At 64.8% G+C, this 18,583-nt stretch carries 16 protein-coding genes; 11 read left to right on the top strand and 5 right to left on the bottom strand.

Features of this window, described 5'->3' with window-relative positions:
• Nucleotides 1–18 precede the first annotated feature (18 nt).
• Nucleotides 19–1,716, top strand: coding sequence for a sensor histidine kinase (locus tag PE058_RS18545; protein ID WP_271029046.1), 1,698 nt, complete (start codon nucleotides 19–21; stop codon nucleotides 1,714–1,716).
• 104 nt (nucleotides 1,717–1,820) lie between these two features.
• On the opposite strand, the gene PE058_RS18540 is transcribed toward PE058_RS18545, so the two are convergent.
• Nucleotides 1,821–2,486 (bottom strand): extensin-like domain-containing protein, encoded by a 666-nt coding sequence (locus PE058_RS18540; RefSeq protein ID WP_020085004.1) that lies wholly within the window; start codon nucleotides 2,484–2,486, stop codon nucleotides 1,821–1,823.
• A 481-nt stretch (nucleotides 2,487–2,967) separates the two neighbouring features.
• Nucleotides 2,968–3,741 carry an alpha/beta fold hydrolase gene (locus PE058_RS18535; protein WP_020085006.1) on the bottom strand — a complete coding sequence of 258 codons (774 nt, stop codon included), beginning with the start codon at nucleotides 3,739–3,741 and terminating at the stop codon, nucleotides 2,968–2,970.
• A 292-nt stretch (nucleotides 3,742–4,033) separates the two neighbouring features.
• Between PE058_RS18535 and PE058_RS18530 the strand changes: the two genes are divergently transcribed.
• Nucleotides 4,034–4,288, top strand: coding sequence for a zinc-finger domain-containing protein (locus PE058_RS18530; RefSeq protein WP_020085008.1), 255 nt, complete (start codon nucleotides 4,034–4,036; stop codon nucleotides 4,286–4,288).
• A 35-nt stretch (nucleotides 4,289–4,323) separates the two neighbouring features.
• Nucleotides 4,324–5,520, top strand: a complete 1,197-nt coding sequence (locus PE058_RS18525) for an FAD-dependent monooxygenase (RefSeq protein WP_020085009.1) — start codon at nucleotides 4,324–4,326, stop codon at nucleotides 5,518–5,520.
• Nucleotides 5,521–5,549: 29 nt separating this feature from the next.
• On the opposite strand, the gene PE058_RS18520 is transcribed toward PE058_RS18525, so the two are convergent.
• The 3 genes from PE058_RS18520 to PE058_RS18510 all read right to left on the bottom strand — a co-directional run bounded on the left by PE058_RS18520 (nucleotide 5,550) and on the right by PE058_RS18510 (nucleotide 10,063).
• Nucleotides 5,550–7,052, bottom strand: a complete 1,503-nt coding sequence (locus PE058_RS18520; protein WP_020085010.1) for a di-heme oxidoreductase family protein — start codon at nucleotides 7,050–7,052, stop codon at nucleotides 5,550–5,552.
• Between the two features lie 328 nt (nucleotides 7,053–7,380).
• The gene (locus PE058_RS18515) at nucleotides 7,381–8,691 is read right to left on the bottom strand and encodes a hypothetical protein (protein ID WP_271029045.1); all 1,311 of its coding nucleotides are present in this window, start codon (nucleotides 8,689–8,691) and stop codon (nucleotides 7,381–7,383) included.
• 73 nt (nucleotides 8,692–8,764) lie between these two features.
• A complete protein-coding gene (locus PE058_RS18510) occupies nucleotides 8,765–10,063 on the bottom strand; it encodes an imelysin family protein (protein WP_020085012.1) in 1,299 nt (432 codons plus the stop codon).
• Nucleotides 10,064–10,313: 250 nt separating this feature from the next.
• Here PE058_RS18510 and PE058_RS18505 point away from each other — a divergent pair, with 250 nt between their 5' ends.
• From PE058_RS18505 to mraY, 8 genes are all read left to right on the top strand, one after another.
• Entirely contained in the window at nucleotides 10,314–10,823 is a 510-nt protein-coding gene (locus PE058_RS18505; protein ID WP_083929092.1) for an RrF2 family transcriptional regulator, read from the top strand.
• Between the two features lie 331 nt (nucleotides 10,824–11,154).
• On the top strand, nucleotides 11,155–11,682 hold the full coding sequence (locus tag PE058_RS18500) for a hypothetical protein (RefSeq protein WP_020085015.1): 528 nt from the start codon (nucleotides 11,155–11,157) through the stop codon (nucleotides 11,680–11,682).
• Between the two features lie 18 nt (nucleotides 11,683–11,700).
• Nucleotides 11,701–12,018 (top strand): (2Fe-2S)-binding protein, encoded by a 318-nt coding sequence (locus tag PE058_RS18495; protein WP_020085016.1) that lies wholly within the window; start codon nucleotides 11,701–11,703, stop codon nucleotides 12,016–12,018.
• A 134-nt stretch (nucleotides 12,019–12,152) separates the two neighbouring features.
• Nucleotides 12,153–13,247 (top strand): imelysin family protein, encoded by a 1,095-nt coding sequence (locus PE058_RS18490; RefSeq protein WP_083929093.1) that lies wholly within the window; start codon nucleotides 12,153–12,155, stop codon nucleotides 13,245–13,247.
• Entirely contained in the window at nucleotides 13,204–14,349 is a 1,146-nt protein-coding gene (locus tag PE058_RS18485; protein ID WP_271029044.1) for a DUF1513 domain-containing protein, read from the top strand. The genes PE058_RS18490 and PE058_RS18485 overlap by 44 nt, the downstream gene beginning before the upstream one ends.
• A 56-nt stretch (nucleotides 14,350–14,405) precedes the next feature.
• Entirely contained in the window at nucleotides 14,406–15,857 is a 1,452-nt protein-coding gene (locus tag PE058_RS18480) for a UDP-N-acetylmuramoyl-L-alanyl-D-glutamate--2,6-diaminopimelate ligase (RefSeq protein ID WP_271029043.1), read from the top strand.
• Nucleotides 15,858–15,912: 55 nt separating this feature from the next.
• On the top strand, nucleotides 15,913–17,322 hold the full coding sequence (locus PE058_RS18475) for a UDP-N-acetylmuramoylalanyl-D-glutamyl-2,6-diaminopimelate--D-alanyl-D-alanine ligase (protein ID WP_020085021.1): 1,410 nt from the start codon (nucleotides 15,913–15,915) through the stop codon (nucleotides 17,320–17,322).
• Between the two features lie 37 nt (nucleotides 17,323–17,359).
• Nucleotides 17,360–18,442 (top strand): phospho-N-acetylmuramoyl-pentapeptide-transferase, encoded by a 1,083-nt coding sequence (gene mraY / locus PE058_RS18470; protein WP_020085022.1) that lies wholly within the window; start codon nucleotides 17,360–17,362, stop codon nucleotides 18,440–18,442.
• Nucleotides 18,443–18,583 lie beyond the last annotated feature (141 nt).

Genomic DNA, 18,583 nt, shown 5'->3' with positions numbered 1-18,583 from the left:
TGGATGGCCCAGCCCGGAATGGATAGAAAATTCTCTCTTCGCCCGCCGTGGCCCGTCTCTTATTTCCTCGCCTTGTCGATCATCGCGCTCGCCGTGCCCCTGCTCGTGCTGCTGGGCATGGAGGCGGCACGCCTGACGACCACCGAGCGGGCGCGCCTCTTCGACGAGACGCGGCGCACCGCGGAGCGCATCGCGGCCGATCTCGACCAGACGCTCAACGGCTATATCGCCGTCCTCGAATCGCTCGCCACCACCCCTGCTCTTGCTGAGGACGATTTCGCGACCGTCTACCGTCAGGCGGAGGCGGCTCTCAAGTCACGGGGGCTTTACGCCTTCCTGCGCGACATGAGCGGTCAGCAGCTTTTCAATACGCGCGTCCCCTATGGCACGCCGCTGCCCCGCAGCACAGGCTTCGACGAGGAGCTTCTGGCGTCGCAGCGTCCGTTCGTATCCGATGTGGTGATCGGCGACGTGGCCAAGAAAGCGGTCATGGCGGTCAGCGTTCCGGTCCAGCGCAACGGCAAGATCCGCTACATTCTGTCCCTCTCGCTCGAGCCGAGCCTCATGAAGGAGCTGCTCGACCGGCAGAAGCTGCCGCCGGATTGGCGCGGTACGATAGCAGACCGCAAGGGCGTCGTCATCGCGAGAACCCGCCTTCATGAGGAGTTCGTCGGCAAGCCGTTGTCGAAGGAAACGCGCGGCGAGGCGACCGACAACTCCGCCAGCGGCAAGGACCTCGAGGGCAGGGTCGTGAAGTGGGGAACTGCGCCGTCCCGCGTGGCGGAGTGGGTGGTCTACGTCTCGGTGCCGGCGGAGCTTGTCGACGCCGCCGCACGCGAGGCGCTTCTGAGCTATGTGCTGATCGTGGCGGCCTTCACCTGCGTGGGACTGGCCGGTGCCGTCGGCGTTGCGCGGGTCATCACCAAGCCTCTCAACATGGCGGAGCGCGCCGCCAAGGCTCTGGGCGAGGGGAGGGCCGTCGAGTTCCAGCCGACGCTCATATCCGAGGCCAACGCCATCGGCACCGCGCTCGAGGAGGCAGCCCATCTGCGCGAGCAGGCCGAGCAGCAGATCCTGCTCCTGATGCGTGAGGTCAACCATCGCTCGAAGAACATGCTGGCCGTTGTGCAGGCCATTGCCCGGCAGATGCCCTCGAGCGACCCGAAGCAGTTCGTCCGCCAGTTCTCGGACCGCATCGTCGGCCTCGCCGCCAGCCAGGATCTCTTGATCGAGAGCAACTGGCAGGGCGTGCGCGTAGCCGATCTCGTTCGATCGCAACTTTCGCTCTTCCGCGAGTTGATCGGAACCCGCATCGAGATCTCAGGGCCCCCCGTTCGTCTCCAGCCGCCTGCAGCCCAGGCTATCGGCATGGCACTGCACGAGCTCGCCACCAACGCCAGCAAGTACGGCGCCCTTTCGGACGGCAACGGCCGCGTCATCGTCTCCTGGCGGCTGCAAGGCTCGGGCGAGGAGCGGGAGTTCCTGCTCGACTGGAAGGAGGAGGACGGCCCGCCCGTCACGCCACCCGAGCGGCGCGGTTTCGGCTACACGATCATGGTCGCCATGGTGGAGAAGTCGCTCGATGCCACCGTCGAGGTCGATTACGCTCCGACTGGCATGAGCTGGAAGGTCCGCGCACCGGCCCGTTGCACATATGACGGACCGGAAACCGCGGGCAGGGCCGCCAAGCGCCAGAACAAAGACCACGGCGCCTAGAGCATTCTCCGACGAAGTGGACGCCGGTTCGTCGCAAGAAGGTTCGTCGCAAGAAAATGCGACCAATCAAAAAACCTACATCAGTGCCAGTCTTCCGGCCGGCCCTATTTGCAGATGCGTGAGAGCCCATCCGCGCCGCGCCGCGCCAGATCCACGTGGAAGTGATCCGCGTGGTTGCGGTCGTAGTTCGGGCTGAGCACCGTGGTGAACTGCTGGCACGCGCCGCGATGAACCGCGCGCAGGAACGCCTGCTCGGTGACATCGCCGTTCCAGCCCCGCTTGATCGTGATCTTGCGCCCGTCAGCGAAGGTGAAGCCCGCCACGTCGAGCGCATTGGCGTAGCCGTGCTCCGACAGCTTGGCGCCGGAGACGTGGTTCATGGGGCGGCAGGAATAGGAGCCCGCGACGGAGATTTCCACCACGTCGGTGCCGAAGTAGTAGCGCGCGGCGGGGGCGACGCTCTCACGCGTCCAGCGCTCCACCTGCGGGATCATCGGGCAGCGCAGCATGGCCGTCGGTTTGAGCCGCACTTGTCCGTCGAGAACCGCGGAAAGCTCGTAGGGCCGTTCGGTCCCGCAGACGCTCGGACCGCCGAGCGCGGATCGGCTTGCAAGGAAGGTCGTGTGGGCGAGAACGCCGGATGCGATGCACGCGCTCTCTTCCTTTCCCCGCCAAGGCTCGTACTTGGCGACGAAGTCTGGACCGGAGCTGCATCCGGACAGCAGGGCCGGTACCAGAACCGGCAGCAAGAGAACGCGACTGAGACGCATGACCTTGGGACACTATGCCGGTTATGGCTAATGAAAGGTGAACGTGTCCCATCCTCCCCATACGTCCTATCGCAGGATTTTCTGTCCGTTTGCGGCCGGCTCTGCGGCACCTGTTGGGCTCAAGTGCGACCGTTTTCTGGCAGTTTCCCCAAAGTTATCCACAAATAAGCGGATGACTTTTGGCGAATCCGTACACAACACAATCGAGTGTTTGCTACAATTCAAATGCCCGGATCGTCAGGCGCTTGTCGGTCCCTGCTATTAGCATCCGTCCCTCTCTCGTTGGATGCACAGGCCGTAACGGTGGGCATTGTATGCGTAATGCGCCAAATCGATCTCGTGCGTCGAGGCCCCGGCCCGTAGATAGACTTGCTCGCTCGGCATCCCCCACGATGTTCCCTCGACGAGCAACATCTGTCTCACCGGGGCCTTGTGATTCCGGCGTTTGATCTGGTTCCGGCGCTGCTTACGTGCCCTCCTTCTACCGCAGCGGATGGCGTGCGAGAAATGCGAGCGCCCTATCCTTGAACGAGCGGTCGCCGACCGCCTTCATATGCTCCCGCCCTTGAATGACGAAGGCCTCCGCGCCGGGAATAAGCGCGGCAAGGTCCGGCGCGGCGCCTCCAACCACATCGTTCTCGCCTACAGCCACCAGCACCGGACGCGCGATCTGCGAAACCGCCTCGGCGGTGATCGGCGCGCGAGCCGATCGGATGCACGCTGCCAACGCCTTGAGATCGCTCTTCGTCTGCTCGGCGAAGACGCGGAACGTGCGGGCCGCCTGGCTTTTGACTGCGTCCGCGCTTGGCGCTTCCAGGGCATGGGCGATCGGACCCGTGCCGGCCATTCCGCGCACCATGTTGATGCCGAGGCCGCCGAACACCAGGCTTTGCACACGCTCGGGGTGCGCAAGCGCCAGGAAGGCCGCGATCCGCGCGCCCATCGAATAGCCGATCACGTGCGCGCGCGGGATCGAGAGATGATCCAGCAGGCGGCGCGCATCCTCGGCCATCAACGGCGCGCCGTAGTCTTCGAGCCCGTAGAGCTTTTCGCTCCGGCCGTGACCGCGGTTGTCGAACGCGATGACGCGATAGCCTGCCGCGAGCAGATCGCTCACCCAGCCCGTGTCCACCCAGTTGACGTTGGCGTTGGAGGCGAAGCCGTGAATGAAAAGCACCGGCTCCGCGTCCGGGTTCTCTGCAGGCCGCTCGTCCAGATAGGCGAGCGTCACGCCGTCGGACGAGAAGGTCTTCATGTCGGGCCTGGGATGCATTCCGATGCACTCGCAAGAGAGGAGGGGCTGCGCGTCGGCGCGTCGGCCGAGGGGCGCAAAGTGGCAGCAAAAGGGGTTCGGAGGCAATGACATCGAAGGGCTGGCCCTGCTCCTGGCTACCCTCCCGTGGGCCTGACGGGAGGCGGGATGCGCCGCAGGCGGTCCGTCTGATGGAAATCAACCGTGCGGCCGCCCCATGTTGCCGCGTCCCCTATTAATTTGCGCTGCCCGCCGCTATGGTTAGCTTCACGAACAAGCGGGATGAAGTAAGACCATGGCCAAGAGCGCGACGCCCCACTTTGCCAACGATCTCGGCGCCGAAAAAATCTTCGTCGGTGTCAGGGAGCTGCAATGCATGGGCGCACGGCCGCCCTTCGACCACCCCCACGTCTTTCTGGACATGGGGGCCGACAGCCAGATCCTTTGCCCCTACTGCTCCACCCTCTATGTGCACGATCCCCGCCTTGCCGAGGATGAGAGCGATCCGAAGGATTGCCTCGTCACGCTGGCAGGCGATCTGGCCGCGTAAGGTGCGCGGCAGGGGCCGGTGACCGGCAACCAGCAATGGCAGCGACGCCACTCGAGAACGTTCTGATCGCGGGCGGAGGGATTGGCGGGCTCGCCACGGCGCTTGCGCTGGCCAAGCGCGGTATCTGCTCGGAGGTGCTGGAGCGCCGCCCGGCTTTCGGCGATGACGGCGCGGGCATCCAGCTCGGCCCCAATGGAACACGCATCCTGGAGCAGCTGGGTGCTGCCAGCTTTCTGAGGGGGCACGTCACGGTACCCGACGCGCTCCGCATTCTCGATTCGGTGACGGGCGAGCAACTCGCGAGGTTTCCTCTCGGCGAATGGATCGCTCAACGCCACGGGGCTCCCTATTGGGTTGCCCACCGCCGCGACCTGCACGCGGCGCTCCTGTCCGCGGTCGAGCGCGAGCCGCATATCCAGTTGAGAAAGAACATCGAGGTTACCTCGGCCCACGAGGAGGCGGACGAGGTGGTGGCCGTGTGCGTCAGGGGGGAAACTTTCCGCGGCAACTTGCTGATCGCCGCCGATGGCGCATGGTCGGCGCTGCGCGGACGGCTGTTCTCCGGCGGCATGCCGCAGTACACGGGCAAGAGCGCCGTGCGGGTCGTGATCCCGATTGAGGAGGTCCCCGAAGCGCTCCGCCGGACGGAGGTGCACCTCTGGCTCGGGCACAATGTGCATGTCGTGCACTATCCCGTCAGTGCCGGATATGCCATGGCGCTGGTTGCGATCTTCGACGATCAGGCCGTATCGGGTGACTGGAGCACGCCCTGCGATCGCGAGTGGGTCGCGGCGCGGACGGCTGGCTTCGCACCGCTCCTGCGCGATCTCCTGGGCAAGCCCGGCCATTGGCGCCGATGGTCTTTGCTGGGACTTGAAAAGCCGCCGCGCTTCTCAGCCGGCCGCATGGCGCTTATCGGCGACGCGGCTCATCCCGTGTTTCCGTTTCTCGCGCAAGGCGGCGTCATGGCGCTCGAGGACGCCGTCGTCATTGCCGATGCGCTGGCTCATGAGCCCGACCGCCCGGCACATGCCTTTAAGGCTTACGAGCGCGCGCGTGCGGGACGCGTCCGGCGCGTAGCCGAGGCGTCACGAACCAACGGACGCATCTATCATCTGGCTGGCTTCATGGCGAAGGCGCGCAACCTCACCCTGGCGCACATCCCGCCGGAGACGTTCATGCGCCGCTACGACTGGCTCTACGGCTGGAAGCAGGCCGAGGACGATGCCTGAGCAGCGCGTCGTCGTCCCGCGGCAGAACCTTAGAGAGAGTTGACGAACTTGAGCAGCGCCGCGCGCTCCTCCGCGCTGAGCTGCGCATAGCCGTCCCGCGCCGCCTGCGCTTCGCCACCGTGCCACAGGATGGCTTCCTCCACATTGCGCGCGCGCCCGTCGTGCAACAGGAAGGTATGGCCGCTCACCACCTCCGTGAGGCCGACACCCCAGAGCGGCGCTGTCCGCCACTCCTGCCCACTGGCTTCGCCTTCGGGACGCCCGTCGGCAAGTCCCTCGCCCATGTCGTGCAGCAGGAAGTCGCTGTAGGGCCATATCAGCTGTTTGCTCAGATGTGGCTGTCCGTCCACGACGCCTGTCGTAAAGGAGGGCATGTGGCAGGCGGCGCAGCCGACCTTGTAGAAAAGCCCCTTGCCGTTGAGCACCGCGTCATCGCCCGCGTCGCGCCGCGATGGCACCGCGAGGTTCTGCGAATAGAAGGTCACGAGGTCGAGCAACTCTTTGCTGAGCTCCAAGCCGCCTGCGCGCTCGGAATTGCCGTTGGGAGCGTCGATGCAGGTCTTCTGCGCGGCCGTGCAATCTCCCGAGGGGAAGGGCATCAGCGGATTGGAAAGCCCGATATCGCCAGCCGCCGCGGCCGCGCTCTGATCGAGAACGCTCGGCTCGCCCGCCTTCCAGCCGAAGCGGCCGAGCTTCACGCTCTGAGAAGACATGGACCAGACCTCGTTGGTGCGGCCGGAAATTCCGTCTTTGTTGGCGTCGTCGGGATCGGCGTTGGCGCGGATGTCCGCTTCCGGAATGGCCTCGACGAGGCCGAGCCCGATCATTGGCGGTGCAATGCGCGGTGAGAGCATCACCTTGGGATGCAGGGGTCCGTAGGCGAGATTGATCACCGAGTACGACGGCCGCCTCAGCGTGACCACCTGGCCGCCGGCCAGCGTCACGGGCACATCCGTGTAGGTAATGTGCATCTGTCCTTCGCCATCGTGCCCTTGAATGGCGATGTTCTGCAGTTGCCCGCCATAGACAGGATCCGGAATGGTCGTGGCTTTGCGCTCGGCGAGAAGACGCTTCTGCTCTTCCGTCTCGGGCGGAATGGAAAGCCTGAGGAACATCGAGATGGCGGTCTCGTCCGGAAAATTGGCCAGCGGCGGACGCCCGCGCCCGTCCTTGAGATGGCAGTTCTGGCAGCCGCGCGCATTGTAGAGTGGGCCGAGCCCGTCGGACGCTTGCGTGGACGAGGGGGCAGCGACCCAAAGCTTGCGGAAGATGGCGTTGCCGACCTTGAACCGCGCTTCGCCTTCGAAGCCGATGCCGTGCGAGAAATGGGAGAACGCATCGCGGTTCGTGACGCTTTCGCGCGAGGTGGCACTGCCGCCCGGGCGTTCTTCTCCAACCTCTATCCCTGCCGGAACCGTGACCGCAGGGGCGGCCGCGCCGCTCCCGCCCAAGAGAGAGACTGCTCCGCCGATCAGGGGAACGAAAGCGGCAAAGGCAACCGTCGAGACCGTCTGTCCAAGCGCGCGTGGCATCAGAAACCTTTTCGACTTCTTCTCCGATTGGTGGCGAGAGAGGCCCCGCCTCGCAGGAGGACAAGTGCACACCGGCCCGCTTCGGACCATGCGGCATGCGAACGTATAGAGAAGGGACGGCCGATTTTCAGCACCGGTACGATCCCTCGGCAATGGTGACCTTTGGGAGTAGTTTCACGAGCCCATAAAGCATCGTCCGCGCCACGAGGCGCCAAGGCATCTCAGGGCATCTCCGCGCGGCCGGCCTTAACCGGAATCAAAGCGGCGATGCAAATACGGCGCGGCGGCCCATGCGCCGGAACCCCCACTGCATTCAATCAATCGCGATCTAGAATGCGATCTTGGCGCCGCTGATCACGGTGTCGAAGTCCTCGACGCCTTCCGAAGCAACCCGGTTGCCCGCCGCATCCACCAGCTCGAAATCGGCGGTGTGGTGGCGGTAGCCGAGATAGATCTGCATTTCGGCCGACTCGATGTGCTGCACCACGCCGGCGCCCCACACTTCGGCCTCGTTGCCCGCGATCCGCGTCGCCGTTCCGGTGACGTTGAAAGCATTGAGCACGGTGGGATCATCCGTCACGCTCACGAAATCCTTGAACCAGCCGTACTCGCCGTAGAAGGCGGTGGGACCGAGCGGGTTGAGCTTCGCGATCCAGCCGAGCTTAGTATAGATGAAGCTGGTGTCCTCTGGCGTGCGCGTGGCGCCGTCGACGTCGGTCGCAGCCTGATTCCACTCGCGCCAGCCAGCTGCGAACGTGAGGTTGAGGCCGGTTACCTCGTGCAGCAGAGACACCGAGCCCACGAGCGTCGACTGGTCGAGGCCCAGCGTATTTCCGATGACCTCGTCCGTGCCGTCCGTTAGCTCCGTATAGGCGATGGCGCCCTCGAGCTTGAAGCCGCCGCCTTCGCCCGCATAGCGCAGGCCCACATCCCAGACGTCGTCCTCTCCCCAGCTCGCCGAGGCCACGAAACCTGCGATCTCCGGCGTGTCGTAACGCACGATGTTGGCTGTATCGCCGTTGAAGTGATTGTAGACGTCGCCCCAGCCGATCGGAGCGAGGCTGCCGTCACGCAGCCTCAAGGCGAAGCCGCCGCCGATGTCCTGCACGCCCGCGTAGCCCGCAACGCCAGCTTCCGAAAGGTCGGTCTCGGGCGCCGTATCGCTCACGCGCGAAGCGAGACCCATGGAGAATTTGCCGAGCTTCTCGCTTTCGACCCACCAGTGCGATTGCCAGACGAAGAAGCCCTGATCGCCGTTGTCGTCGTCCTGGGAGACGGCGTCCGAAAGATTGTCGAGCAAGCGGACGGTGAGTTCGTAGCCCGCCTTCCATCCCTTGGTGATCCCTGCTTCGCCGGTGAAGCTGAAATTGCTCTGGTCGTTCTTGTTGCCGACCACGTAAGCGTTGTCTTCGACGCCGTCATCCCACAGGAGGATGGCGCGGTTCACCTGGCCCGCGACTGTAAGCGAAACTTTGCGGTTGCCCTTGCGGGCGGTCGTCGCCTCGAGCTCCGCAATGCGCTCCTCGAGGTCCGCGCAGCAATCTCCCCCGAGATCAGCAGCGCGCACGTTCGAAGTCGAGGACAGCACGGCCGCGGCAAAGCTGCAAGCAACAATCCCTGTACCGAACCGAACCTTCATAGACGCCCCCCCATGCCCAACGGCCGAACATTCCAAAAATCAACGATAGAGTGAGGGCAGGCTTTCCCGCGCTCTATTTTGCCTCTTCCACCTTATCCGGATTGTCGAGGCTGTCGGAGCCCTCGAACTTGATATCCTTCAGATCGAGGGCCGCAATCGCACGCTCGAACTCCTTCGCCTGCGCGATCAGCGCATCAATGGCAGCCTGCACGGTCGCGTTCCCCTCTGCATTGTCGAGGCCGATCATCTGGTCGTAAGCCTCGACCTTCTTAGCGCGATCCACGAGCGCCGTCATCTTCGCCAGCGTCTTGTCGAGCGCGGCGCGGACCTGCTTGTCCGTCTCGGGCGATTTGGCCTTGACCAGATCGGAGACGCTGGGGCCGGAAACAACGCTTCCGTCGGTGCGCGTGTAGCTCGCGAGATAGACATTCCTGATGCCCAACGCGTCGCCGTAGTGAGACGCGTGCGTATTGTCCGAGAAGCAATCATGCTCCTCTTCCGGGTCGTGGATCATGAGGCCGAGCTTCATGCGCTCGCCCGCCAGCTCGCCGTACGAAAGGCTGCCGAGGCCGGTAAAGACGGCGGTGAGGCCCTGCTTCTCGTTCTCGGTGGCGAACTTGCGCGCGTCCCCGTTGGGAGCCCACTGCTTGGCCATCCACTCCAGGTCCTCGACCAGCATGTCGGTGACGGTCGAGAGATAGGCCGCGCGCCGGTCGCAGTTGCCACCGGTGCAGGCCTTGAGATCATAGTCCGTGGCCGGACGCTTGCCTGCGCCCGCTTCCGTGCCGTTGAGATCCTGGCCCCAGAGCAGGAATTCGACGGCGTGATAGCCGCTCGCCACGTTGGCTTCCACGCCACCCGCCTCGTGCAGAGTTTCGCGAATGAGCTCCGGCGTGATCTTGGTCGTGTCCACCGTCTTGCCAGCGATCTTGAGCGAGGTGTTCGCGATCACGTCGGCGGCGTAGAATTCGTTCTCCGGGTTCTCGCTGCCATAGGATTCAGCGACGTAGTCGATGAGGCCTTCGTCGAGCGGCCAGGAATTCACCTTGCCCTCCCAGTCGTCGACGATCGGATTGCCGAAGCGGAAGGCTTCCGTTTGCATGTAGGGAACACGCGCGGCGACCCACGAAGCGCGCGCTGCGGCCAGCGTCTCTTCGGTCGGGGCCTTGATCAGGGCATCGACGGAGGTCTTGAGCTGACGCGCTGCCTTTAGGCTGTCCTCGTATCCGGCCTGGGCGATGTTGGCATACGTCGTCAGCACGTCCTTAACGGCAGGCGCATCGGCGCGGGATGGCAGCGGAAACAGCGCAAGGGACGCTGTCGCGGCGGCAAAAAGCGGCAAAAAGCGCGCGGTGCGGATCACGTGGGACAAGAAGTGCCTCCTGAGGTTGGCAAGCCACCTCAAACCGACTAGACTTATTGACGCAAACAGTCAAGAATACGTAAGGAAACTATCATAAGTAGATCGTTGCGTGTGGGGGCGCCGCAAGATTGTTTCCGATTTGGATCAGATTTCCGTTTGATATGCGTAGTAGTTTGGAATTAGTCTAGATTGAGTTTAGGATACCAACTGAACCGAGTCCCCGGTGGGGTGGGTCGCGGGCGGAGAAACTGGACAGACAATGCGCCTCAGCAAAACAACCAACTACGCGATTCGGATTCTACTCGATTGTGCCGTTGCCCAGCCGAACCTCGTGAAAGTCGCGGAAATTTCCGAGCGGCGGGACATCACGCTCCAGAACACCTTCAAGATCGTACATCTCCTATCTCGCGCGGGATTTATTCAGGCAGTTCGCGGGAGACATGGTGGTGTGCGATTGGCACGTCCGGCATCGGAGATCCGGATCGGTGATGTGGTCCGCGCGATGGAGATCCTCAATCTCGAGATCGAGAACGACGAGAGTGAGCGGAGCGGCACACAGGGCCAGCTCGCAGCGCTCGACGAGCTGTTCGACAACGCGCTCGGCGCTTTTATCAGCGTACTGGACGAGCACACCTTGGAGCAGATGATCAAGGTTCAGCGGAAAGAGGCGGCCCCTGGGCGCGCGAAGCCGAAGCTTCCCCGTCGCACCACCAAGCCTGCGACCATCGCGGGCAGCGCGGCGCGCCGCCAGCATCCCGGCCACGGCTGACCCTCCGACAGTTTGTCTACTTTGGAACTCTTCAAAACAAAGTTTTGAATGATTCCAGTCATGTAATGTGTCATCAGCACACTTGACTCGATCGGCCGAAAGAGGTTGCTTAGGCGCAAGGTTGCGACTGAGCAGCCAACTTAAGATGTCCTTTTCGGGGCCTTGAACCCCGACAATAGGAAGGTCCGATCGATGGTTTTCGAACCTCGCCCGCAATGGGTGGTGTGCGCCTGCGCTATGCACGCGCCAGTGACGCGGCAGCTAACAAGCTCGCACAGTTCACGTTTCTCGATCAGCGCCGTGATTTCGGCCTCCGCAGGGGAGGGCTGTCATGAAGCGCACTAATCTCAATCTCCGCCGCCTTCCTGTTACGACGCCCGTTCCGCACACCCTCGCCGGTGAGCGCGGCGCCGAGCGTTTGATCGGCCTCGGCTTCCGCTATTGGGTGGCGGGCTACAAATCCGGCGACATCGATCGCTGGGAGGAAGCCTGGCGCATCTACGCCAAGGCGCTGGGGCCGAACGCAGCCCGCACGGCTGTTTCCGAATTGTCGGCCTGGGTGCGCGCGGTGAGCGCGGCAGCCCGCCGTGAGATCGAGGTGTGCTCGGGGGATTGCGCGGGCTTCTGCCGCGACGAGTGCCTCGCGGTCTCCATGATCGCCGCCTGCCAGCACAACACCTGCCCGGCCATGCGCGCGTGCGCCTTCGCTCTCATCGAAAGCTCGCTGATCGACGAGGTCGTCCATCACGCCGAGAGCTTCGCGGTCACCATGCGCGGGCTCGATCAGGTGCTGTCTCCGGGCCTGATCGTGAACGCAGCGGCATATGCGTCGGCGTCCCACGCCGCGCCGAGACAATAAGCAGGCAGGTATACGCTCATGATCGTTTGTTCCTGCCAGCAAGTCTCCGACCACGACATCGAGCTTGCACTCCTGGATATCCTGAACCAGCCCGAAGCGCCGATCCCGACGCCCGGCGTCGTATACCGTTACATGCAGAAGCGTATGCAGTGCTGCGGGTGCGCTCCCCTGGCCGTGGACGTGATCTACGCCAAGGTCGAGAACCTGGAGCGCAGGGGGCTTGTCTGTCCCTACCGCAGCTTCTCCACACGCGAGCGCCTGATGCGCATGCAGCAGCAGCGCCGCAGCCAGTTGACGCCCGCTCCCCTCGAGGAGGAGTTTGAATCCTGCGATTGAGGCGCGGTACATCTTCCGCACCTCACGGGAACCGGACACGCGAGGCCCTTCCGCTCCCCAACGCTCCGGAATAAATATCGGGCGGCCTTTCGGCCCCGAGGAGCTGCTTCGTGATCTCTAACCGGTTGTTGAGAATGTCCCTGGCCGCGGCCATGGGAGCCTTTGTCGTAGGGCTAGCCGCGGCTCCAGCCGCAGCCCTCCCCATCCGCAAGAGCCACGCCACCATGGTGCTCGACGCGGTCGACCAGTTCATCGTGCCCCACATCCAGACCCTGACGCAGAAGACGGCGCGCATGAACGCCGCTCTTCAAGCTGTCTGCAAGGAGGGCGCCGACGACGCCACGCGCCGCGCGGCCGTTGCCTCCTTCGCCGACACGGTGCGCGCCTGGGGAAGCCTGGACTTCATCCGGTTCGGGCCCGTCTCCCGCAATCACCGGCTCGAGCGTGTACTTTTCTGGCCGGACCCGCGTGCCACCACCTCCCGCCAGTTGAATGGCCTTCTCGCAGCGCGCAAGCCCGAGCTGCTCGAGGCGGGCGCTCTCGCCAAGCAGAGCGTCGCCGTGCAGGGGCTCACCGCGCTCGAGGTTCTTCTGTTCGACGAAAAGGCGCCGCTTGGCGCCTCGACGGAGGAAACCGCCCGGTACCGCTGCGCGCTGGCAAGCGCCATAGCGGCCAATATCGATACGGTCGCAAGCGAGATCAGCACAGGCTGGACCGGTGAGGACAGTTTCCGCCTCAAGATCCTTACGCCAGGCTCGGACAATGCGCTCTATCAGGATGCGTCGGAGACGGTGCGCGACGTGGTGAAGGCCATCGCGACTGGGCTCGATCTCTGCAAGAACCGCTTCGTCACGCCAGAGCTCACGGCCCTCGACGAAACGCCGCCGAAGCGCGTGCGCCTTCCCTTTGAGCGCGCGGAGCTGACGGGCGAGTTCCTCACCTCCTCGCTCGTCGCCTTGAGGGATCTGTTCGAGACGACCGGGCTTTCAGCATACGTTCCGGCCGACAAGCCATGGATGACGGACTTCCTGCCAAAGGCGTGGAAGAGCCTGCTCGCGGACGCCGCGCGGCTCGACAAGCTGCGGGCGACGGAGCGGGGATCGGAAGCCCATCTTCACGCCTTGAGGAAGATGAGGTTCGATCTTTCCGGCATCCGCCTGATCATCGTGAAGGAGCTGGCGCCCAATGCTGAAATCGTACTGGGGTTCAACGAACTCGATGGCGATTGACCGCCGCCATTTCCTGATCGGATCGTTGGTGGCGCTGGGCGCTGCTCGAAGCGCACTCGCGGCGGAAGGATTGGCGGGCGCTGCCGCCACCGAAGCGGCTTACGCCTCCGCCGCGCGTCGTCCCGATGGCACCTACGCCGTGCTTCTCATCGCCGCCAACGGAAAAATCCTGCGAGAGATTCCTTTGTCGGCGCGTGGCCACGACGTCGCCATTGAGCACGCCTCGCGCCGCGCCGTCGTGTTCGGCCGCAGGCCCGGCTTTTTCGCGCTCGCCTTCGATCTGGACGGACGCCGCGAGCCCGAGGTATTCGCCCCGCCCGCCGACCGTCACTTCTACGGCCACGGTTTCTTCTCGCAGGACGGGCGCCTCCTCTACACGAGCGAACACAACGTCGAGAGCGGCGAAGGCGTGATCGGCATTTACGACACGTCGGGCGGATGGCGCCGGATCGGCGAGTTCCCGTCCTATGGCGTCGGCCCTCACGAGGCGATCATGCTCGCCGACGGCAAGACCATGGTCGTCGCCAACGGCGGTTTCGGCAGCGATCCCGCGACCGGCCGCGAGAGCATCGACCTTGCGGGCATGGAACCCAACATGGCCTTCGTCGATCTGGCGACCGGCTCTCTCAAGGCGAGCCACGGGTTGCCGCCCGAGATCAACATGCTGTCGGTGCGCCACCTCGCCGCCAACGCGAAGGGTGAAGTCTGGTTCGGCGGTCAATGGCAAGGCGGCCTGGAAGACAGCCCCGAGCTGATCGGCCGTGCGTCTCTCGACAAGTCCATCTCCATCATAGAGCCCGCCGACCCCATGGGCGTTTCGCTCAAGGGCTACATCGGCTCCGTCGCCATGAGCGCGGACGGGCGCTACCTCGCGGCATCCGCGCCGCGTGCCGGCCGCATCGTCTACGCCGACACCGAGACCGGGCGGATCGTGCACGAGGTCAAGATCGAGGATGGCTGCGGCATTGCGGAGAGCGGCGGCTCGGAGTTCGTCATGAGCTCCGGCCACGGCGTCGTCCGCTTCGAGCACGACGGCGCGCGCGCCCCGGATATGCTGAGCTTTACCGGGACTGAGTTCGACAACCACCTGCGCCGCGTTTGACGTGCCGCCCGGCGGACTCTAGAAGCATCGAGGTCTTCCGCTCCGGCAGAGACGACATGCTTCTATCCTCGCTTATGACAGCCGCCGGTATCACCGCCGCTCCTCCGGGCAGCGCAGGTATCGACGTGACCGGCATCACCGCCGACAGCCGCAAAGCCGCGCCGGGAGTGCTGTTCGCAGCCCTCTCCGGCAGCAAGGCCGATGGCGCGAAATTCATCGCCGATGCGGCCGTCAAAGGCGCCGTCGCGGTTCTCGCGGCGGAGACGGCCAGCGTCCCGGACGGCCTCGCGATTCCCGTGCTTCGCGCGCCCGAGCCGCGCCGCGCGCTCGCGCTGATGGCCGCAGCGTTCTACGCACGCCAGCCCGAGGTGGCCGTCGCGGTCACCGGCACCAGCGGAAAGACCTCGGTCGCCGAGTTCACGCGTCAGCTTTTCGCGGCCGCTGGACGGCGTGCTGCCTCGCTCGGCACCATCGGTCTCGTGAAACCGGATGGCGCGGTCTACGGCTCGCTCACGACCCCCGACCCGGTCACGCTGCACGAGACGCTCGCCGCTCTCGCGGCCGAAGGCATCTCGCACCTCGCGTTCGAAGCCTCCTCTCATGGCCTCGACCAGTACCGTCTGGATGGCGTGAAGGTCTCGGCCGGGGCCTTCACCAACCTCGGTCGCGATCACCTCGATTATCATCCGACGACCGAAGCGTATCTCGCGGCCAAGCTGCGCCTGTTCGAGGAGTTGCTGCCACCCGGCGCGCCCGCCGTCGTCAACGCCGATGGTGCACGCGCAGGCGACGTGGTGCGCGCGGCAGAAAAGCGGGGCCTCCGGCTCGTCACAGTCGGCGCAAAGGGCGAGACCGTGCGTCTCGAAAAGCTCGGCCGGGACGGCTTCGCCCAAACGCTCACCGTCCGGCACGCAGGCCGCACTTACGACGTGCGCCTTCCGCTGATCGGCACCTATCAGGTGGAGAACGCTTTGGTGGCGGCAGGGCTCGCCATCGCGGTTGGAGAGGATCCCGCCGTCGTCATTCCCGCGCTCGAAGGGCTGAGCGGCGTCAAGGGCCGGCTCGAGATCGTGGGCGAGAAGAACGGCGCGCTCGCCGTAGTCGACTACGCACACAAGCCGGAAGCGCTCGAAGCCGCTCTCGACGGCGTCCGTCCATTCGTGACGGGAAAGCTCATCTGCGTGTTCGGCTGCGGTGGGGATCGCGATCGCGGCAAGCGTCCCATCATGGGTGCCATCTCGGCCGCCCGCGCCGACGTCACCATCGTGACGGACGACAATCCGCGAACGGAGGAGCCGGCTGCGATCCGCGCCGAGATTCTGGCGGCCGCGCCGTCGGCGACGGAGGTTGGCGACCGCGCCGAGGCGATCCGCACGGCTGTCCGCCTCATGCAACCTGGTGATGTGGTGCTGGTCGCCGGCAAAGGCCACGAAACCGGCCAGATCGTAGGCCAGACCGTCATTCCCTTCTCGGATCACGATTGCCTGCGCGCGGCCCTCGCCGATTGATAACCTGCCGTCGCACAACAAGAAAGTCGTCCGGCCGGACGCACGGGACCCTTCGATGTCACTTCCTCTCTGGACCTTTGACGACCTAGTGCGCGCAACTGCCGGCCGGGCCGAGCGCGCGACCGGCGCTCCCATCACGGGCCTGTCGATCGATACGCGGACGCTCGCGCCGGGGGATCTCTTCGTTGCGCTCAAGGATCAGCGCGACGGGCACGAGTTCGTGACGAAAGCCTTCGAGGCGGGGGCCGCAGCGGCCCTGGTGGCGGAGGCCTACGAGGAGCGCCCGGGAGACGGACCGCTGATCCGCGTGCGCGACACGGTGGCGGGGCTCGAAGCCATCGGCCGCGCAGCGCGTGCGCGTCTCGCGCCCGAGGCGCGCGTGATCGCCGTGACCGGCAGCGTCGGAAAGACCGGCACCAAGGATATGCTGCGCGCCTGCCTTTCGCGCATCGGCTCTACCCACGCGGCCGATAAGTCCTTCAACAACCATTGGGGCGTGCCGCTCACCCTTGCGCGGATGCCGGCGTCCACGCGTTTCGGCGTGATCGAGATCGGCATGAACCACGCAGGCGAGATCACGCCGCTGACGCGCCTCGCCCGCCCGCACATCGCCATCGTCACCACCGTCGAGCCCGTCCACCTCGCGCAGTTTCCGAGCGTGGAAGCCATTGCCGAGGCAAAAGCCGAGATCTTTCTGGGACTGGAGCCGGGCGGCGTTGCCATCATCAACCGCGACAACGCGCATTTCGAAACGCTGCGCCGTCACGCGGAGGCCGTCGGCGCGCGCATCGTGTCGTTCGGCCAGGACGCGCGCGCGGACGTGAGACCCAAGACGCTCGAAATCGCCTCCGACGGAACCTCGATCGAGATGGATGTCGCGGGTCGCACCATCCGGTTCCGGGTCGCAATTCCGGGAATTCATATTGCCCGCAATGCCTTGGCCGTCGTGGCAGCTATAGAGGCCGCGGGAGCGGACGTGGAGGAAGCGCTCCAAGCGCTGGCCGCCCTGCCGCCACCACCCGGCCGTGGCTCGCGGACGGAGCTTCCCTTCCGGGATGGCCGTATCCTGCTAATCGACGAGAGCTACAACGCAAATCCTGCTTCCATGCGGGCGGCGCTTGCCGTTCTCGGCACCGTGCCGCGTGGCGTTTTTCCGCGCCGCATCGCCGTGCTGGGCGACATGCTGGAGCTGGGCCCCGAGGAAAAAGCGCTCCACGCCGGGCTCAAGGAAGCAGTTGACGCCGCCGGTACGGATCTGGTTTTTGCCTGTGGGCCGAACATGGCGCATCTTTTCGCGGCCTTGGCACCGGAGAGGCAGGGGGCCTGGGCGCCGGAATCCGGCGAGCTCAGAGAACGGCTGATCGCCGCGCTCGCTCCGGGAGACGTGATCATGATCAAGGGATCGAACGGCAGCCGCATGGGTCCGGTCGCGGACGCACTGGTGAAACTGTTGGGCACCAAATAGGTCTGTTCGGGGCTGGGAACGAGGGGGAAGGAAGACCATGCTGTATGAGCTCGTAAGCTTCAGCGATCAGATCGGCATATTGAACGTCTTCCGCTACATCACCTTCCGCACCGGCGGCGCCATTTTCACCGCGCTTCTCTTCGTTCTTCTCTTTGGCCCCGGCATTATCGATCTGCTCCGCCTGAAGCAGGGCAAGGGCCAGCCAATCCGCGAGGACGGCCCCAAGTCGCATTTCTCGAAGAAGGGTACGCCCACCATGGGCGGCCTCATGATCCTCGCTAGCGTCACCGTCGCGACGCTTCTCTGGTCGGATCTCGCGAACGTCTACGTCTGGGTCGTGCTGCTGGTCACGCTCGCCTATGGCGGCATCGGCTTCTACGACGACTATCTCAAAGTCACAAAGCAGCAGCCGAGCGGCTTCGGCGGCTGGGCGCGCCTGGGTCTCGAGATCGCGGTCGCCGCGTTGGCGGTCTACATCATCATGGATCTCTCGACGGAGGAGCTGTCGGGCAAGCTCGCGCTCCCGTTCTTCAAGACGGCGCTCGTCGATCTCGGCGCGTTCTTCATCATCGTCGGCATGATCGTCATCGTCGGCGCGGGCAATGCGGTCAACCTGACGGACGGCCTCGACGGCCTCGCCATCGTGCCCGTCATGATCGCTGCGGCCACCTTCGGCCTCATCGCTTATCTCATCGGCAACGTGAAGTTCGCCTCCTACCTGCAGATCCACCACGTCGCGGGCACCGGCGAACTGGCCGTCATCTGCGGCGCCCTGATCGGCGCTGGTCTTGGCTTCCTCTGGTTCAACGCGCCACCCGCCATGATCTTCATGGGCGACACGGGATCGTTGGCGCTCGGCGGCGCGCTCGGCACCATCGCGGTCGCCACCAAGCACGAGGTCGTGCTCGCCATCGTCGGCGGCCTGTTCGTACTGGAGACGTTGTCCGTCATCATCCAGGTGACCTCGTACAAGCTTACCGGAAAACGCGTCTTCCGCATGGCCCCGCTGCATCACCACTACGAGCAGAAGGGCTGGCACGAGAGCACCGTCGTCGTCCGCTTCTGGATCATCGCCGTGATCCTGGCTCTGATCGGCCTCGCCACCCTGAAGCTGCGCTGATGCCGGGATGACGGTGGTTGTTTGTCTCGACGAACGGCAAATAAGGCAACGTCACCCCGACGGAGACCGGGGTTCAGACGCAGTTCCGGACGCTTGAGCGGGCCACGCTTGGCGAACGGCGCGCCGGCCACGATTCAATCG

Source organism: Hyphomicrobium sp. DMF-1, assembly GCF_027886585.1.
GTDB lineage: Bacteria > Pseudomonadota > Alphaproteobacteria > Rhizobiales > Hyphomicrobiaceae > Hyphomicrobium_C > Hyphomicrobium_C zavarzinii.
The sequence above is the reverse complement of the archived record's forward strand: the minus strand, read 5'-3'. Positions and strand labels throughout refer to the sequence as shown.

Bases quoted from the DNA above. Each gene is read 5' to 3' on its own strand.
- PE058_RS18500 (WP_020085015.1), top strand. From the start codon at position 11,155: ATGAAGCGCACTAATCTCAATCTCCGCCGCCTTCCTGTTACGACGCCC.
- PE058_RS18545 (WP_271029046.1), top strand. From the start codon at position 19: ATGGATAGAAAATTCTCTCTTCGCCCGCCGTGGCCCGTCTCTTATTTC.
- PE058_RS18525 (WP_020085009.1), top strand. From the start codon at position 4,324: ATGGCAGCGACGCCACTCGAGAACGTTCTGATCGCGGGCGGAGGGATT.
- PE058_RS18535 (WP_020085006.1), bottom strand. From the start codon at position 3,741: ATGAAGACCTTCTCGTCCGACGGCGTGACGCTCGCCTATCTGGACGAG.
- PE058_RS18475 (WP_020085021.1), top strand. From the start codon at position 15,913: ATGTCACTTCCTCTCTGGACCTTTGACGACCTAGTGCGCGCAACTGCC.
- PE058_RS18515 (WP_271029045.1), bottom strand. From the start codon at position 8,691: ATGAAGGTTCGGTTCGGTACAGGGATTGTTGCTTGCAGCTTTGCCGCG.
- PE058_RS18520 (WP_020085010.1), bottom strand. From the start codon at position 7,052: ATGCCACGCGCGCTTGGACAGACGGTCTCGACGGTTGCCTTTGCCGCT.
- PE058_RS18485 (WP_271029044.1), top strand. From the start codon at position 13,204: ATGCTGAAATCGTACTGGGGTTCAACGAACTCGATGGCGATTGACCGC.
- PE058_RS18490 (WP_083929093.1), top strand. From the start codon at position 12,153: ATGTCCCTGGCCGCGGCCATGGGAGCCTTTGTCGTAGGGCTAGCCGCG.
- PE058_RS18480 (WP_271029043.1), top strand. From the start codon at position 14,406: ATGCTTCTATCCTCGCTTATGACAGCCGCCGGTATCACCGCCGCTCCT.
- PE058_RS18530 (WP_020085008.1), top strand. From the start codon at position 4,034: ATGGCCAAGAGCGCGACGCCCCACTTTGCCAACGATCTCGGCGCCGAA.
- PE058_RS18495 (WP_020085016.1), top strand. From the start codon at position 11,701: ATGATCGTTTGTTCCTGCCAGCAAGTCTCCGACCACGACATCGAGCTT.
- PE058_RS18540 (WP_020085004.1), bottom strand. From the start codon at position 2,486: ATGCGTCTCAGTCGCGTTCTCTTGCTGCCGGTTCTGGTACCGGCCCTG.
- PE058_RS18505 (WP_083929092.1), top strand. From the start codon at position 10,314: ATGCGCCTCAGCAAAACAACCAACTACGCGATTCGGATTCTACTCGAT.
- mraY (WP_020085022.1), top strand. From the start codon at position 17,360: ATGCTGTATGAGCTCGTAAGCTTCAGCGATCAGATCGGCATATTGAAC.